General features: G+C 71.3%; 12 protein-coding genes. 1 reads left to right on the top strand and 11 read right to left on the bottom strand.

The window, feature by feature from the left end; translation table 11 throughout:
* Positions 1-61: 61 nt before the first annotated feature.
* The 11 genes from fxsT to R6Y94_RS30905 all read right to left on the bottom strand — a co-directional run bounded on the left by fxsT (position 62) and on the right by R6Y94_RS30905 (position 14871).
* On the bottom strand, positions 62-3952 hold the full coding sequence (fxsT, locus tag R6Y94_RS30955; protein WP_318399386.1) for an FxSxx-COOH system tetratricopeptide repeat protein: 3891 nt from the start codon (positions 3950-3952) through the stop codon (positions 62-64).
* On the bottom strand, positions 3949-5187 hold the full coding sequence (locus R6Y94_RS30950; protein WP_318399385.1) for a TIR-like protein FxsC: 1239 nt from the start codon (positions 5185-5187) through the stop codon (positions 3949-3951). The genes fxsT and R6Y94_RS30950 overlap by 4 nt, the downstream gene beginning before the upstream one ends.
* A complete protein-coding gene (locus R6Y94_RS30945; RefSeq protein WP_318399384.1) occupies positions 5184-5879 on the bottom strand; it encodes a TIR-like protein FxsC in 696 nt (231 codons plus the stop codon). The genes R6Y94_RS30950 and R6Y94_RS30945 overlap by 4 nt, the downstream gene beginning before the upstream one ends.
* Positions 5880-5925: 46 nt before the next feature.
* On the bottom strand, positions 5926-6765 hold the full coding sequence (locus R6Y94_RS30940) for an AAC(3) family N-acetyltransferase (RefSeq protein ID WP_318399383.1): 840 nt from the start codon (positions 6763-6765) through the stop codon (positions 5926-5928).
* The gene (locus tag R6Y94_RS30935) at positions 6755-9121 is read right to left on the bottom strand and encodes an FxsB family cyclophane-forming radical SAM/SPASM peptide maturase (protein WP_318399382.1); all 2367 of its coding nucleotides are present in this window, start codon (positions 9119-9121) and stop codon (positions 6755-6757) included. Before R6Y94_RS30935 ends, R6Y94_RS30940 begins: the two co-directional genes overlap by 11 nt.
* Positions 9122-9125: 4 nt before the next feature.
* A complete protein-coding gene (locus R6Y94_RS30930) occupies positions 9126-9302 on the bottom strand; it encodes a hypothetical protein (RefSeq protein ID WP_318399381.1) in 177 nt (58 codons plus the stop codon).
* A 155-nt stretch (positions 9303-9457) separates the two neighbouring features.
* A complete protein-coding gene (locus R6Y94_RS30925) occupies positions 9458-10054 on the bottom strand; it encodes a GNAT family N-acetyltransferase (protein WP_318399380.1) in 597 nt (198 codons plus the stop codon).
* A 239-nt stretch (positions 10055-10293) separates the two neighbouring features.
* The gene (locus R6Y94_RS30920; RefSeq protein ID WP_318399379.1) at positions 10294-11214 is read right to left on the bottom strand and encodes a carbohydrate ABC transporter permease; all 921 of its coding nucleotides are present in this window, start codon (positions 11212-11214) and stop codon (positions 10294-10296) included.
* Positions 11215-11227: 13 nt separating this feature from the next.
* Positions 11228-12136, bottom strand: coding sequence for a sugar ABC transporter permease (locus tag R6Y94_RS30915; RefSeq protein ID WP_318399378.1), 909 nt, complete (start codon positions 12134-12136; stop codon positions 11228-11230).
* A 20-nt stretch (positions 12137-12156) separates the two neighbouring features.
* Positions 12157-13659, bottom strand: coding sequence for an N-acetylglucosamine/diacetylchitobiose ABC transporter substrate-binding protein (gene ngcE / locus R6Y94_RS30910; protein ID WP_318399377.1), 1503 nt, complete (start codon positions 13657-13659; stop codon positions 12157-12159).
* A gap of 249 nt (positions 13660-13908) precedes the next feature.
* The gene (locus R6Y94_RS30905) at positions 13909-14871 is read right to left on the bottom strand and encodes a MurR/RpiR family transcriptional regulator (protein WP_318399376.1); all 963 of its coding nucleotides are present in this window, start codon (positions 14869-14871) and stop codon (positions 13909-13911) included.
* 304 nt (positions 14872-15175) lie between these two features.
* Here R6Y94_RS30905 and R6Y94_RS30900 point away from each other — a divergent pair, with 304 nt between their 5' ends.
* Entirely contained in the window at positions 15176-16168 is a 993-nt protein-coding gene (locus R6Y94_RS30900; RefSeq protein WP_318399375.1) for an N-acetylglucosamine kinase, read from the top strand.
* Positions 16169-16238: the final 70 nt, after the last annotated feature.

The following is a 16238-nucleotide window of genomic DNA, read 5'->3' as shown; positions in this document are numbered from 1 at the left end:
GACCGGCGACCGGCGGATCAGGTCGGTGTCGGCCCCGCACGCCGTCGGGCAGGGCCGCCGATCAGAACGGGTGCGGATCCAGCACCCGGTCGAGCAGCGTCCGCCGCCCCAGCGTCCGCACGTCCGGATGGCTGCTGCCGAGCCGCTCGGTCAACTCCGCCAGAGCCGCCTCGAACTCCTCTGAGCCGGAGTCCGGCTCGCGCAGGTTGCGGATCAGGGCCAGGTTGGCCGCACCCCGCAGCGTGTCCGGGTGCTCTGGGAGGAGCGCCGTACGCATCACCTTGTGCAGGTTCTCCACCAACTCGAGCGCACCCGGAAGATCACCGGTCTCGGCCTTGCCGACCGCCAGGTTCATCTGGGCGGCGAACAGGAACGGATGCTGCGGGTGCAGCATCTCGGCCAGCCCGCTCACGGCCGCCTGTGCCGACCTGCGGGCAGCCTCCCGGTCGCCTCGGGCACGGGCCGCCACCGACAGGTTGTTCTCGCAGATCAGCATGTGCGGGTGGCGGATGTCGAGCAGTTCCTGGTAAGCCGCCTGCACCGCTCGCAACTCCTCCTCCGCCTCGGCGACCTGGTGCAACGCCAGCCGGTTCGTCGCCCGGCTCAGCCGGGCCGCCAGGGTGTCGGGACTGTCGTCGCCGAACGTCATCCGCAACATGTCGTACGCGGCGTCGAGCAGCCGGCCCGCCTCGACCGCCTGGCCGACGGTCCGCAGCGCCACCCCCAGGTTCACCTGTGCGGTCAGCGTGGCCAGCGCGTTCGGCCCGGACAGGCTCCGGTAGCCCGCCAGAGCCTCCTGCGACTGGCTGAGCGACCGCTGGTAGTCGCCGGTCTCCCTCAGGTCGCGGGCCAGGTTGACGGCGGAACCGAGCGTCCAGTGGTTGTTGCGGCCCAGCATCACCCGGCGCCGCTCGAACACCTGGTCGTCGAGGCGCTGCGCCTCCCTGATGTTGCCGGCCAGCCGCATCGAGGCGGCCAGGTTGTTCAGCGCGGTGAGCGTACGCGGAAAGTCCTCACCGAAGTCGCGCGACCACATCCGATGGGTCTGCTGGTCCAAGGCCAGCGCCTCGCCGTACCGGCCCAGACCACGCAGGTCACCGGCGAGGCCACCGGCGGTCATCAGCGCGTCGGCGTGCGTCTCGCCGAGCAGTTCCCGCTGCTCGGCGAGGGTCATCTCGTCGTACGCGTGCGCATCCTTGAAGTGGCCCTGGGAGCGCAGGATGTTGCCGAAGTTGAACCGCAACCGCAGCAGCGGCGGGCGGAGCATCTCGGATACGGCCGGATCGGCGCTCTCCTCGATCCGGTCGGTCCACGCCGCCAGGATCCGCTCGGCCAGCTCGCGGGCCTGGTGGAGTACGCCGCGCAGCCAGATGTAGCGGACCCGCTCGACCAGCAGATCCAGCACGGCCGGGTCGTCGGAGTCGAGCGCCGCCTGCATGGCCTCCTCGGACTCCTCCAGGTGCGGCCAGAGTAGCTGGAAGCGGTCCCAGTTCTCTGCCACGTCGACGTCGCTGTCCGGCCGGGCGGCGGCCAGCGCACTGATCACCTGCTGCCGGATGGTCTGCTGCTCCTCGCCGGTCATCCGTCGCTGGACGGCGTCCCGCAGCAACCGGTGCAGCTCGATCTGCTGCGCGCGGGTGTCGAGCCGCAGCAGCGCCAACCGGTTGGTCCGCTGGATCAGCTTCGCGGCGCCCGACCGGGTCGGCACCGACGGATCGGCCTGCCGCAGCAGCTCCCCGATGCCCTTGCTGTTGAGCAGCTCGATGGAGACCTTCACCGACAGCACCGAACAGATTTCCAGCAGCCGGTAGGCGCCCGGCGAGTCCTGCTTGAGCCGGTCCAGGGACGGGCCCCAGGTGTCCAGCGAGGCGCCCTGCTCGGCCAGCTGCACGAGGTAGTCGTCCACCGTGATGCCGCTGTCGGCGATGTAGGCGCCGGCGGGGGCCAGCGCGATCGGCAGGTCACCGAGCGCCTCGGCGACCCGGTCGGCGTCCCGGTGCGAGATGTCGGGCGCCCGGCGCTGGAGCTGCTCGATGCTCTCGGCCCGGCTGAACGGGCTGATCTCGATCGTCTCCGCGCCCTCCTCCCAGGTCTTCTCCCGGGCGGTGATGATGATGTGGCCCCGACCGCCCTGCGGCAGGAAGTCCTCGATCTCGCGGTAGTCGGCGACGTTGTCGAAGACCAGCAGCCAGCGCGGGTACCGGTCGCCGCGGACCAGCGTGTCGAGCACCTGGCGAATGGCGGCCGGGACGTTGGCCTGCTCCGGCAGGCCCATCCGCTCACCGAGCTCGACCAGTTGGGTGTCGATGAAGATCTGCGGATCGGCCTCGATCCAGAACACCAGGTCGTACGCCGTCCGGAACCGGTGGACGTACTCCAGGGCGATCTGGCTCTTGCCGACCCCGCCCATCCCGTGCAACGCGACCAGCGAGTAGCCCCGACTGGTGCCGGAACGGAGCAGTTGCCGCAGCGTACGCAGGTTCTCGTCCCGCCCGGTGAACTGCACGTTGGCGACCGGTGTCTTCTGCAACTCCGGCCCGGCGCCCGGATAGCGGGCCACGGTCGCCGCATTGGCGTCGTCGGCGGCCGACGCCACCCGCCCGACCAGCCGCAGCAGGCTCGCCACCGCGTCGCCCGCCTTCGTGACCCCGGTCAGGAAGACCGACGTTTCGGGCAGGAACTCGGGTAGTGACCTGACGTCGTCGACGTACACCGCGAGCGGGGCACCTGAACCGGGGGTCTCCGCCGGCGGCAGGGAGTCCAGCGCGCTCTCCGCGTAGGCGGTCGAGACGATGGTCAGCGTCCGGATCGGCGAGGTGTCCCGGCCCGGACTCCCCTCCCTCGACCAGACGTCGACGGCGCCGATCCCGGCCGGTCCGAGTACCCGCTCGATCCACTCCGCCCAGACCTGGTCCTTCGGCGAGTACCGCAGCAGGATCTCGCCCTGCGGCAGGAACCTCTTGCGCTCGAACTGGGACCGCAACTGGTCCCGCAGGACGTCCTCCATCCGGGGCAGCGACCGGACCTGGCCCTCCGTGATGGCCGCGGTCAGCCGCTCGTACGCCGAGAGCATCGCCCGGTCGGTGCCGAACGTCGCCAGCGTCTCCTCGTACGCGTAGTAGGCCACGTAGGGGACCTCGACCTCGGCCCAGTAGTCACGCCGGTCGGCCTCGGTCAGCCCGGCGGGCAGGCCCGCGAACCGGTGCATGGCGAGCGCGCGGCCGGCGTTGGCCTTGTCCTGTTCGGCCGGGTCGACCCGCATCGGGGCCGGCAGCACCCGGATCCGCCGGTTGACGTACCGCTTGGTGACGTCCCGGGCGACCCGCGCCGCGCCCTCGATTCCCTGGTCGCTGAGGGTGAAGCAGTCGACCAGCACGTCCGGCAGGTGGATGGTGCAGATGCTCGCCACGTCGCTCAGCCCGGTCCGGCTGTCGATCAGCGTGTAGTCGTAGTTGCGCCGCATGTCCTCGCGCAGCGCGTCGATGAACGCCGCCCCACCCAGTCCGTCGTAGAAGACGTCCCAGTCCAGGCCGCTGATCCCGGCGGCGTAGTCCTGGTTCTGCCGGCCCGCGGAGAGGAAGTCGAGGCTGCCCCCGCCGGGGAAGGTGTAGTTCAACGAGAAGGCGAAGTGTTGTACCCGGGCGAACTCCGCCTCCCAGCCCGCGGGCAGGAACCGGATCTTGGGTACGCCGGCGCCGTCCTTCGCCGAGGCCTGGGTCTCGAATCCGCGGATCATGTCGATGACCCCGCCGGTGCCGACCAGCACGCTCAGGTCGATGAACGGGTGATAGAACCGGTGCAGGCCGGGCGATTCCAGATCCCAGTCCGCGACCAGGACCTTCTTGCCGTTCGCGGCGAGGATCCAGGCCACGTTGGCCAGTGCCATGGTCCGGCCGGTGCCACCCTTGAACGAGTAGAACGTGACCACCTGGCCGTTGCGTTCGTCAGTCATCGTTCCTCTTCCGTGCCTGCGGGGATATCGCCGGACGGTTCGGGCCGGCCGAGCTGCGGGCGCCGGACCCGGGGCCGGTCCGGCGGGAGGACGGGAGCGTTCTTGAGGTACTGCCGGCGCGCCTCGGTCACCAGCTCCGGCATGATCTGCACGAACTCCGGGAGCTGCCCGACGCGCTTCGCGGGGGGCCGGTTCGCCGCACCGAGCATCCGGGCGACCCGGTCGGCGAACCGGGTGCCGACGGTCGCGGTGTGCGGATCGCTCTCGTTCAGCACCACCAGCGGGATCACCCACCGGGGCAGGCGCTTGAGGACGAGCGCCAGGTCGTGCTCACCGGCGCTGTCGCTGACCACCCACGGGTCGATGAGCAGGACCGATGGGCAGCGGACCATCGCGTCACCGGCGTCCGCGAAGCTGGTGACGTGGGTGGCCAGCCCCAGCCGCTCGGCGGTGCTGGCCACGTATTTCGCGGCGGGCAGCGCCTGGTCCTGCCCGAACGGGCGCCACTGCTCGCTCCGCTCGGTGTAGACCCCGGGCTCCCGGTCCGCCGGCGCCTCGGCCCGGGTCGGCGCCGCGACGACGACCACGAACTGGGCGTCCGCCAGGGAGGTGTGCTGCGCCTCGGCCACCCTGGGCACCCGGGAGGGCGGCAGCGGGTAGCGCTGCGCGATCTGCGTGACCTCCGTCGCGAGCCGGCCCAGGATCTCCTGGTACGCAGCGCGGTAGCTGGTCAGCATGCAGAGCGCCCGCAGGCCGTTCTCCGCGTACCCGGGGACGTCGCTGGCGAGTTCGAGCGCCTCGCGGGTCTCGGCGCTCTGGTCCCAGGACGGCAGCGGGATCCAGAGCACCGGAATGATGTGCCGGTATTTCTCGGCGATGGGGGACGCCTTCAACCGACGGCGGAACGACTCCAGTTCGCCGAGCGGCCAGGAGTTGCTGAGGTAGGCGGGCGAGTAGAGCGGCACGAAGACCTGCGTGTTGCCGAGGGCCGTGGTCAGCGCCTCCTCCCAGTCCGCGCCGGAGTGCAGTTGTGCGTCGAAGAACCCGACCTGCCGCTCGTCGGAGGTGGAGATCCGGCTGCGGATCGTCGCCGACAGGTCGTCGAAGAAGACCTTCACCCACTTGTCGGGATCGAGCCGGGGATCCTCGAGCATCGGAGCGGAGTGGGCGTAGCTGAGGAAGAAGTAGGTGCCGTCGTCGATCGCCGCCGCTGCCGCCGCGCCGCTCCCGGTCATGTGCCCCTCCTGGAGAACTTCCGGGCAATTCCGCCAGGTGTGGTCAGGACCCGCGGCTCGACCCAGTGCGATCGGGACAGTTCGACGATGCGCTGCGCGAGTTTCCAGAGCACCACGTCGCTGGCCGGGTCCTTCATCGAGAGCAGGCCGTAGAGGCCCTCCTGGTGATAGGTCGGCACCAGGTCCTCGTCGGGGGTGCCGTCCGGGGAGAACCGCTGGACGTAGTTCGGCGGCTCGCAGGAGTCCGCCGGGGTCCAACTCACCGGCAGTATGCAGGTCTCGTTGCTGGGCCGGCCGTCCCGGCGTACGACGGTGCGGCTGGCGAAGAGGTTCCACTCCCGCGCGCACCACTCACTGTCCAGATAGGCCGGAGACAGCAACGCGACGAAGACCTGGCAGGTGCCGACGGCCTCCAGCAGGTCCGGGGTCCACCGCTCGCCACCGCGCATGTTCCGGTCGATGTAACCGGGGTCCGCGCCGGTCGGCCGGCTCACCAGGGCGTTTACGTGAATCGACAGCTCGGAGAAGAGTCGCAGCGCATTGGTGTTGGCCTCCCGCCGGCCTCCGGGAGTGCGCCGCGGCGGCTTGATGACGGCGTAGCTGACAAAGAACAGTGGAGCGAGTGGATCGTCCACCACCCGGCCGTCGTCCAACTGCCGCTCTCCCGCCGTCGACCATGCGTCACCCCACACCCGTCGCCCAAGGTAAGCACACGGGTACCGGCCGGTCTATCCAGCTTTACGGTCGGCGGTGCTCCGCCATCCAGCTTGTCGCGAAATCGACCGCAGCGCGAAGATCCAGAAGTCGCGCCGTCACGGCACCGACCGGGCCCCGGCCGACCGGCAGGCTGCTCTCGATCGCCGCACCGATCCGGGGAAAGTCGCTCATGTCGAGCACCGGCGCGCGGAAGTCGCGCCGCTCCCGCCGGCCGTTCGCCAGCACGTAGCAGCGGTACGCCCGCTCCGGCGGCGGGCCCGCCGGCCGGCGGGCGTCGGGCCGGTACTCGGCCAGGTGCAGCGCGGTGCACCTGTCGTAACCGACACCGAGCAGCAGGACGGCGGCGCCGGCCCCGTAGAGGCGGCCGAGTGGGGAGCGTTCCCCGAGAAGGCAGTCGAGGTCGTGCGTCTGCGTGAACTCCACCGCGCGCCGGCCGAGGGCGGCGAAAGACGTGATCGGGTGTCCGCTGCGCGCCGCACCCGGCTGTCTGCGCAGGTGTTCGGCGAAGGCCCCCATCCCCTCCGAGGGCGTGCTCGCCGGGTCGAAGCCGGGCATCCGGGACTCGTAGGCGGCCCGCCCCGCCGCGTCCAGCCGCTCGGTGGCGGCCCGGAACGCGGGCCCGGTCGTGGAGTTGCCGGCCGTCTGCGCGGGTACCACCACCGTCGCCTCCGGGCCGACCACCCGGCGCAGCGCGGCCAGCAGGGTCGCCGGGCCGCCCGGGACCGGCCCGAGCCGCCGCATCGAACAGTGCACCAGCACGTCCCGGCCGGCCCGTACGCCGATCGCGGCCAGGTCGGCGGCGAGCCGCTCGGTCTCCTGGGGATCGGCGTACGCGGTGCGGGTCGCCGGATCAGCGCTCATCGGGCCAGGAGTGCAGGGTCTCAGCCATCTGCCGGACGAACCGCTGCCCGTGCCCGGTGAGTGCGCCGCTCGCGGCGAGCCCGTCGATCGCTCGTGCCGTCCACTCGTGGTACCGACGGTAGTGCTCCGCGGCCTCGGCGCCCGGCCGCGCCCGCCAGATGTCGGCGATGGCCAGATGGGCGTAGCTGCCCTGGAGCGCCCCCTCCAGCGGTCGCGGCGCGTCCCGCCACGGCACGCGCAGCCGCTCCGGGTACGCCGGGTCGAACAGGACGGTGAGGTCCAGCAGGGCGCCGAGCTTCACGTGCTGGAACTCGTGCACCAGCAGCACGGCCAGCGAGTCGGGATCGGCCGCGACGGTGCCGACCGCTCCGAACGCGTCCCGGGAGGTGGCGCTGCGCAACCCGCCGGTGGGATCGGTCCGCAACGGTGTGACGGCACGCAGGCCGGCACGCAGGCCCCGCGCCTGGCCCGGCACCTCCCGCTGGATCCGGACCCAGGCGGCGGCCAGCGACCGCCGCCAGGACGCCAGCGCCGCCAGGTCGAGCCGATCCGCCGCCGGCCACTCGTAGCAGTCCCGGTACGGGTCGAGATCCTCGACGAGGATCTCCCAACCGTCCAGCTCGGCCCGGCGTACCGGTCGCCAGGCGGCCGGCGGCGGCGCGTGCCCGGCCGGCGGCACGACGACGGCCGAGGGTCCGGCGCGGGCGGTGAAACCGCCAGCGGCGATGGACAGCAGTACGCCTCGCTCCCCCGGTTCGTCGAGTTCGAGCGCGCCGAGGCCCGGCAGGTGGACCAGGCCGGCCCGGACCGGCACCTCGAGGTCGGCCTCGACACCGGCCCGGGCCGCCACGGTCGCCGCCAACCCGGCCAGGTGGGCCGGGTCGGGGATCCCGCCGGGGCGGGAGGCAAGGCACTGCCGCGCCCAGCGCCGCAGGTAGGGGTGGGCGAGGGTCGCCGACACCACCTCGGGCGCCTCCTCGTCGAGCCGGGCGAGCAGCTCCCAGGCGCTGGCGGTCGGGGTACCGGCGACCCGGTCGGCCAGCTCGACCAACAGCCCCCGGACGTATCCGAGCTGGGCGGCGGCGAGCCGCCGCAGGCTGGCCACCGAACCGTGGCCGGCACCGAGGTCTTCGAGCAGGTCGCCGGTGGGCAGACCGTCGAGCAGCAGGTCCCCGCCCGCTCCGGCCGCGGCGGCCACCCCGGCCGATGTCGCACCGGTCGCCGTTTCCCGGTTGATCGAAATGATCAGCTCCTTCAGGTCGGCACAGTAGACGGACGGATTGTCGAATCCGCCGGCGTCGGAGTAGCGGTGCGCCCGGAGCCCGCCGCCGCACTGCGCGACGACGGGGCACTGCCGGCAGGTCCGGCAGAGCCCGGACAGACCCCGTTGGCTGTCGACGAACTCCGGATGGGAGAGCACGGCGTCCGCCGGATGCTGGAAGACGTCCAACCCGATCCCGGCAGCGCCGTCGTACGCGGTCTTCATCGAGTCGGCCAGTTCCCAGGCACCGTCCGTCTCGACCACCGCGAGGTCCGCCGGGTCGAGCCCGACCGACTCGGTGCCGCTGCGCCCGCCCGCCGCGGTGGCCAGCAGCGAGTCGAAGAGCCGGATCTCGACCGGCCTGCCGTCCTGGATCCACCGCCGGTAGATGCGCAGCAGCCAGCCGGCGTACGGGGTGGCGGCGCCGTCGGGCCGCGACGGCGGTGCGTTCCAGGTGGCGTGCGGAAGCAGGAAGTCGATCCGGGGCGGCGCCTCGGCCAGCAGCGCCTCGTACACCCGGATCGGATCGTTGCGCACGTCGATGGTGCAGAGGATGCCCGCGTAGCTGTGCCGGTACTCCGGGCGGCGCAGCAGGGCCAGCGCCCGGCGTACCGGCGGGTGGCTGCTCGCCCCGCCCGCGAAGCGCCGGTGCCGGTCGTTGGCGGCGGCGTCGCCGTCGAGCGAGATCCCGACCCGTACGCCGTGCGCCACGAACAGGTCGCACAGGCGCGGGGTCAGCAGCACCCCGTTGGACTGCATCCGCAGGTCGAGCTCGGCCACCGGCTCGATGGCGGCGCGCAGTCGGCTCAGCACCGCCGCCAGCCTGACCGGGCCGAGCAGCAGCGGCTCACCGCCGTGCAGCACCAGATGGATCCGGCGTAGCCCGTGCTCCCGGGCGTGCTCGGCCATCCGGGTGGCGGCGGCGTGCACGGTCTCCGGGGCGATCTCCCGGGGCCGCTCGCGCCAGCTCTGGTCCGCGTGCTGGTAGATGTAGCAGTGGTCGCAGGCCAGGTCACACCGGCTGTGTACTTTGAGGACAAACTGGCTCAGCGCGCGCGGCCGTACGTCGGAGTGGCCTCGCGCGGTGGGACTCACGCGATCAGATCGACGATTGGAACGCCGCCACGTCGACCGCCTCGGCCCGCTCGCGGTCTTCGACGATCCGCCGTACGACGGGGCGGACCTGGTCGGCGGAGAGCTGGCGCAGCGGGGTACGCAGGATCGCGGTCAGGTCGGTGGACGTCTGCTGGGCCTCGACGGGTGCGGCATGGGCCACGACGGTTTCCCCCTCAATGCCGGTGACGCGGGCGGTGCGGTCGCCGGAACGACGAACCTCACTCCATTCAGTAGCATAGGGGCCACCCGTCGTCATGTCACCGGCCGTCGCCACAGCGCACGCCAAGGCCGCGCCGCAGCCGGCAGCCGGCCGGGTCAGGCCGGGCGGTCGCCCTCCTCGCGCAGCCGGGCATGCAGGTGTACGTCGTGCCAGCCGTCCGCGTGCCGCCACGCACCGCGCAGCATGCCCTCCACCGCGAACCCGAGCTTGTCGGCCACCCGGCAGGACGCGCGGTTCGCCGACGAGTGCCGCAGTTCCAGCCGGTGCAGCCCGAGGCGGTCGAAGGCCCACGCCTGTAGTGCCCGTACCGCCCGGCCGGCGAGGCCCCGGCCGCGCGCGGCCGGCAGCACCCAGTACGAGATTTCGGCCGACGCCTGGTCCAGCCGGATCTCGCGCAGCCCCACCTGGCCGAGCGGCTCGCCGGTCCGCTCCGCCGTCACGGCCCAACTCGCGTCGGTCTGCGCCGCCCAGCGGGCCGGCCACTGCGCCGTCCACTCCCGCGCCTCGTCCTCGCCGTCCAGCCGGCGCAGATGCCACCGCTGGATTTCCGGGCACTCGAACGCGGCCCGCACGGTGGCGGCGTCGTCCACCCGCCACGGCCGCAGGGTCAGCCCGCCGGCGGCAGTGAGGCGGGGTTGGCGGATCGTGCGCAGCGAGTCGAGCGGCAGGACCGGCGGCACCAGCAGGGGCATCCGTCCATGATGGCCGGGCACCGGCCCGGTGCCGGCGTACCGGCTCCGATGCGCAGACTGCTACCCCGGCGCTACCGGCTCGGCCGGTCGGCCAGGTGCGCCGGCATCGGTCCGTGGCGCGCGACGGCCGGTCGTCCAGGAAGCGGGCCCCGATCTCCTCGTGAGAGATCGGGGCCCGGCTGGTAGGACGGCCCGCCGGTACGCGGCCGGCCGAGGAGTGTCGCGTCCGGTCGGCCGCGCTACTTGACCGCGCCGGCGGTGAGGCCGGACTGGATCTGCCGCTGGAAGATCGCGTAGACCAGGATCATCGGCAGGATCGCCATGGTCAGCGCGGCGAACAGCCCGGACCAGTCCGCCTCGTACCCGGCGTTGACCGAGATGTCGGCGATGCCCTGGGTGAGCACCCACTTGTCCTCGGCGTTGGAGAGCAGCACCAGCGGCAACTGGTACTGCGACCACTGCCCGATGATGTTGAAGATCCCGACGCTGATCAGGCCGGGCTTGGCCATCGGCAACATCACCTGGAAGAAGAGCCGGGTGTGCGAGCAACCGTCGATCATGCCCGCCTCGGCGACCGAGGTCGGCAGCGTCTTGAAGAACGCGGCCAGGAAGAAGACCGTGAACGGCAGCGAGTACGCGATGTAGACCAGGACCAGTCCGGTGTGCGAGTTGAGCAGGCCGAGGTTCTCCACCACGAAGAAGAGCGGCACCAGGGCCAGGAAGACCGGGAAGGCCAACCCGGAGACGAAGAGGTAGTAGATCACCCGGTTGCCGACGAACTTGTAGCGGGCCAGCACGTACGCGGCCATCGAGCCCAGCAGCATCGTGCCGAGGACGCCGCAGGAGACCACGATCACGCTGTTGACGAAGAACCTGCCGACCCGGGCCTGGGTCCAGGCACGGCCCCAGTTCTCCCAGCGCAGCTCGGCCGGGAGCGTCCACGGGCTGCTGAAGATCTCCGCCGTGTTCTTGAACGAGGCCAGGAAGGTCCAGAGGATCGGGACGATCACGATCACCGCCCAGACCACCAGGGCGACGTGGCCCAGGCTGGACAGCAGTCGTACCTCGGACCTGGCCTTACGGTCGCGGCCCTTGCCGGCCGTGGTGGCCGGCTTGCCTTCCCCCGGTCGGACCACCGGGCGCTCGGTCTGTGTCGTCATCTGGGGTCCCATCTCAATACTCGATGCTCTCCCGCTTGGACACCCGCAGCATCAGTGCCGCGAACGTGATGGTCAGGAAGAACAGCGCCACCCCCATCGCCGAGGCGTAGCCGGCCCGGCCGTAGGTGAAGGCGTTGCGGTAGATCTCCATCGCGAGCACCGTGGTGGCCCCGTCCGGGCCGCCGCTGTCGATGGAGAGCACCGCGACGATGGCGAAGCAGTCGAACGCCGCGATGCCCAGATAGACCCAGGCCACCTGGAGGGTGTCCCAGAGCAGCGGCAGGGTGACCCGGAAGAAGAGGGTGACCTTGGTGGCCCCGTCGATCTCGGCGGCCTCGTAGATCTCGGTCGGGATGGAGGCCATGCCGGCCGAGAAGAGCACCACGTAGAAGCCGACGCTCTGCCAGACCAGCACCGCGATGATCGACCAGAGGGCGAGGTTCGGGTTGATCATGAAGAAGATCGGCTCCAGTCCGATCTTCGTCAGCACGCCGTTGATCAGGCCGGACTCGTCCGGCCGGTAGACCATCTGGAACAGCACCGCGATGACCGCCACCGCCAGGACCTGGGGGAAGAAGAACACCACCCGGTAGAAGGCGGACCCCCGGACCCCGACCCGCTGCCCGCCCCTGCTGCCGCCGCCGACGTTCAGCATGAAGGCGAAGAACAGCGCGATGGCGATGGTGATCAGCGGCAGGGCGAGCAGGATTATCCCGTGGTGCTGGACCGCCTTCCAGAAGGCCGTGTCGTTGAACAGCCGCTGGAAGTTCTCGAACCCGATCCACTCCGGCGCGCCGATGCCCCGCCAGTTCGTCATCGCGAGCTGGAAGGCCTGGGCGTACGGCGCGATCACGAAGATCGAGTAGAGCGTGACCGGCAGGAAGAGAAAGCCGATCACGAACGGGTACTTGCCCTGCCGCATGATCACTCCCATCCGGTCAATCAGCGCGAGAACTTGGCGACGCTGCTGTCGGCCTTGATCGCGTCAGCGCGCTTCTGGATCCGCTCGGCCCACTGCTCGGCGGTGGCGCGGCCGAACATCAGTTCGTTGGTCGCCGTCCGGGCCTCAGTGTCCAGCTCCTTGTACCAGTTGTCGAACATCATGTTGAACACGTTCGCCCCGGCCGCCTTCAGCGCGGCCTGCGAGCTGGCCACGCCGGGCGGGAACGAGTAGCCCTCGCTGCCGGCCGGCACCACGGTGGCCGCCCCGACGGTCTCGGTGAAGCCCCGGGCACCTGCCTTGGAGAGCATCTGCCGCATGTACTCCATGCCACCGCGCGGGTTCTTGCTCTTGGCCGAGACGAAGTACCCCTCGCCGCCGGCCGCCCGGATCGCACCGGCCGGCAGCTTGTCCGCAGGCGTCAGGCTCGGCACCGGCATGAGCTGGTACTCGAAGCCGGCCGGCGTGTCCTTCTTCTGCTCGTTCTCCAGCCAGTCACCGCTGGGGTAGAAGGCGACCTTGTACTGGTTCTGCCGTAGCTGCACGTCGGTGTGCTTGAGGCCCTCGAAGCTCTTGTCGCCGTACTTGGCGCCGATCTCGGCCCAGGCCTTGGCGGACTGGATCACCGCGTCGGCCTTCCAGGCGTTCGGCTCCAGGTTGTCGATGCTCTTCAGCACGTCCGGGCCGCCCACCTTGGCGGCCTGGGTCAGGATCACGTTCCACATGTAGTACGCCGCGTTCGCCCCGGCGTAGCCGAACGGGGTGATGCCCTTGGCCTTGATCTGGTCGCAGAGCGCGGTGAACTGCTCCCAGGTGGTCGGTACGGTCCAGCCGTTGTCCTTGAAGAGCTTGCCGGAGTACCAGATGCCGTAGACGGTCGAGACGTAGTAGAGCACGAAGGGCTTGCGCGCCCCGTCCTTGGTGTTGAACATGCCCTGCTCGAGCACGCCCGGGATGACGGTGTCCCGGACCTTCTTGTTCGGGTCGTCGACCGACGGCGCGTCCCACAGCTCGGTCAGGTCCTGGAGCTGGTTGTCGTTGACCAGGGCACCGAAGTCGAGGAACTTCTCGCCCGAGTTGTTGACGAACTCCGGCGGGTCACCGGCGGTGAACCGCGGCTGGAGCACCGTGGAGACCGCCTGGGTCGCCTGGTGCTTGATCTGCGCCTTCGGGAAGGCGGTCTGGTAGAGCTTCTCGTGCACGTCGGTGGCGTACTTCTCGCCGTAGCCACCGTTGAAGATGATCACCTCCAGCGCGGCGTCCTCCTTGACGCCGAGCGGGTTGGTGGCGCTCTTCTCCCCGGTCTCCTGCTCGGTGTTGCCCTCGTCGTCGCCGCCGGTGGCGCAGGCGCCGAGCAGCCCGGCGGCCGGGGTCACGAGCAGCCCGGCGGCGGCGGCCCGGCGCAGCACCGTACGGCGGCTGGCGCCCAGTGCCGCCGGCAGGTCCGGCCCGGTCATGGTCGACGGATCAACGCGGTCCGACGTGCGGTCGGAGGTTGCGGACATCTTCATCTCCTCAGTTGAGAATCGGGTCGGGCCAGCCGGACGACTCCGGATGGCCGGGACCTGCCAGCGGTGCGGTTACTGAACCTCTTCCGACCTCCCCCTGTGCTCTGCGGCGATCGCAGGTGGAGGTCGGGGCGCAGGCAACGCGCCGTCCAGGTGGAAAAGGGTCCACTCGTCCCCGCCAGGGGGCGATCGGGCCGGAGGCGGACCCCGCCCCCTCCGTCCCGACGTGTCGGTGTCGGATGCGTGTCACGGCCGCGCCTCCTTGGTCGCCTTGTGCCCGCCCACCGCCCGGGCCGTCCGCTGGAACGCGGCGTGGGCCCGGTCGTGGGTGCGTTGGGCGACGGCGATGTAGAGCAGGTCGAGCACGACGAGTTGCGGGTGCCGGGCGGAGAGCGCGTCCGGCCGGAAGGTGGTCGCCTGGCTGGCGGTGAGCAGCACGATGTCGGCCAGTTCGGCCAGCGGCGAGCGGGGGAACCCGGTCAGCGCCACCGTGGTCGCGCCGTGACTGCCCGCCTCGGCGAGGGTCTCGATGGTCTCGCGGGTCTGGCCGGTGTGCGAGATGCCCAGGGCGACGTCACCCTTGCGGAGCAGCGCGGCCCCGGCCAACCCCTCGTGTACGTCGTTCCAGGCCCACGCCGCCACGCCGATGCGGTGCAGGCTGAACTGCATCTCCTCGCCGACCAGGGCACTGCCGCTGGCGCCGAAGATGTTCACCCGGGCGGCTCCGGCGATCGCCTCGGCGGCCCGCTCGACCTCGACCAGGTCCAGCAGCGTGGCGGTGTCGTGCATGGCCTGGGTGTCCGCCGCGATGATCTGGCCGAGCACCCGCTCCAGCGGGTCGGTCGGCTGGATCTCCCGGCCGATGTCCACGGTCCAGCCGGCGGTGTGCGCCCGGCCGGTCTCGGCGGCGATGCCGAGCCGCAGGTCGGCGTAGCCCTCGAACCCCAGTGCCCGGCAGAACCGCGTGACGGTGGCCGGGGACGTGCCGCTGCGCTCCGCCAGCTCGACGATGGTGGCCCGGGCGGCGGCGGACGGATCGCTGAGCACCTGCTCGGCCACCCGCTGCAGCGCACCGGTGAACTCGGTGAGTCGGGACCGGACCCGGACCAGCACGCTGTCCGCCGGTGAGAGCCCGGCGGCGGCCCGGCGGTCGCGCTCGGCGTCGACCACCGCGGTCCCCGCGATGGTGTCCGCCTCCTGCTCGACCATGGGCACGCCTTTCCGAAAAGGAAGTTAACTGTTAGTGGTAAAAGTTCTTACTAACCCCCCCTCCTTGTCAAGACGATGGGTGAAGTTTTCAAACTGTTACCTGGGCCGCCCTGGCGCCGGACGATCCACGCTTGCCCTCCCGGGCCACACCGAGCAGCATGGACGCCGATCAACGGACACGACGCGATCAACGGACACGACGCGATCAACGAACGCGGCGCAGCTCGACGAACGCGGCGCAGCTCGACGAACGCGGCGCAGGAGAGCGGGCGGAGTCCACGCGACAGGGAGGTAGCTGCCGGTCATGTCCGACGGCATAGTGGTGGGACTCGACGTCGGCGGCACTTCGACCCGGGCCACGGTGGTCTCGCTGTCCGGCGAACGGATCGGCACCGGCCGGGCCGGCGGCGGCAACCCGACCAGCCACGGCGCCGAGCAGGCGGCCGAACAGCTCCGGGTGGCGCTGACCGACGCCCTCGCCGAGATCGATCCGGGACTGGTCTGGGCCGGCGTCATCGGGCTGGCCGGAGCGGGCCGGCTGCTCGCCGATCCGGCCGGCCGGCTCGCCTTCGCCCGGGTTTGGCAGGAGGTTGGGCTGCGCTGCGAGTACGAGATCGTCGGCGACGCCCTCGTCGCGTACGCCTCGGGCACCGCCGAGCCGGACGGCACCATCCTGATCGCCGGCACCGGGGCGATCGCCGCCGAGGTACGCGACATGGCGCTGGACCGGGTCGCCGACGGACACGGCTGGCTGCTCGGCGACGCCGGCAGCGGCTTCTGGCTCGGCCGGGAGGCCGTCCGGCAGGCACTGGCCGACCTCGACCGGCACCAGCCACCCGGGCCGCTCTCCACGCTCGTGCTGACCGAGCTGCTCGGCTCGACGGAGGTCGCCGCCCGGCCCCGGGACACCGTGGACATCCTGGTGCAGACGGTGACCCGGCGACCTGCCGTCGAACTGGCCGCGCTCGCCCCGCTGGTGCTCAGGGCCGGCATCGCCGACGACCCGGCCGCCATCGCGATCCTCGACGAGGCCGCTCGGCTGCTCGCCGGCAACGTGGAGCGGATCCGGCCGGCGGACGCACGTACGCCCATCGTGCTCGGCGGCGGGCTGTTCTTCGTCGACACGCCGCTGGTGCACGCCGTACGTTCGGCCCTGGCTGCGCGCTGGCCGGACGCACCGCTGCGGTACGCCGACGACGGTTCGCTCGGCGCCGCCTGGCTGGCCGCCCGACGCCTGCCCGAGCTGACCGACCCGGCGGAACTGCACCGCCGGCTGTTCGACCCGCTCGGCAGCTGATGTCGGTACCAATCTGTCGATCCGAGCCCCCATTCCAGTCAAGGCGGGTGTGCCGTTCAATTACGACCAC

It is taken from the genome of Plantactinospora sp. KLBMP9567, from assembly GCF_033446045.1.
In the GTDB taxonomy this organism is placed as follows: Bacteria; Actinomycetota; Actinomycetes; order Mycobacteriales; family Micromonosporaceae; genus Plantactinospora.
The sequence above is the reverse complement of the archived record's forward strand: the minus strand, read 5'-3'. Positions and strand labels throughout refer to the sequence as shown.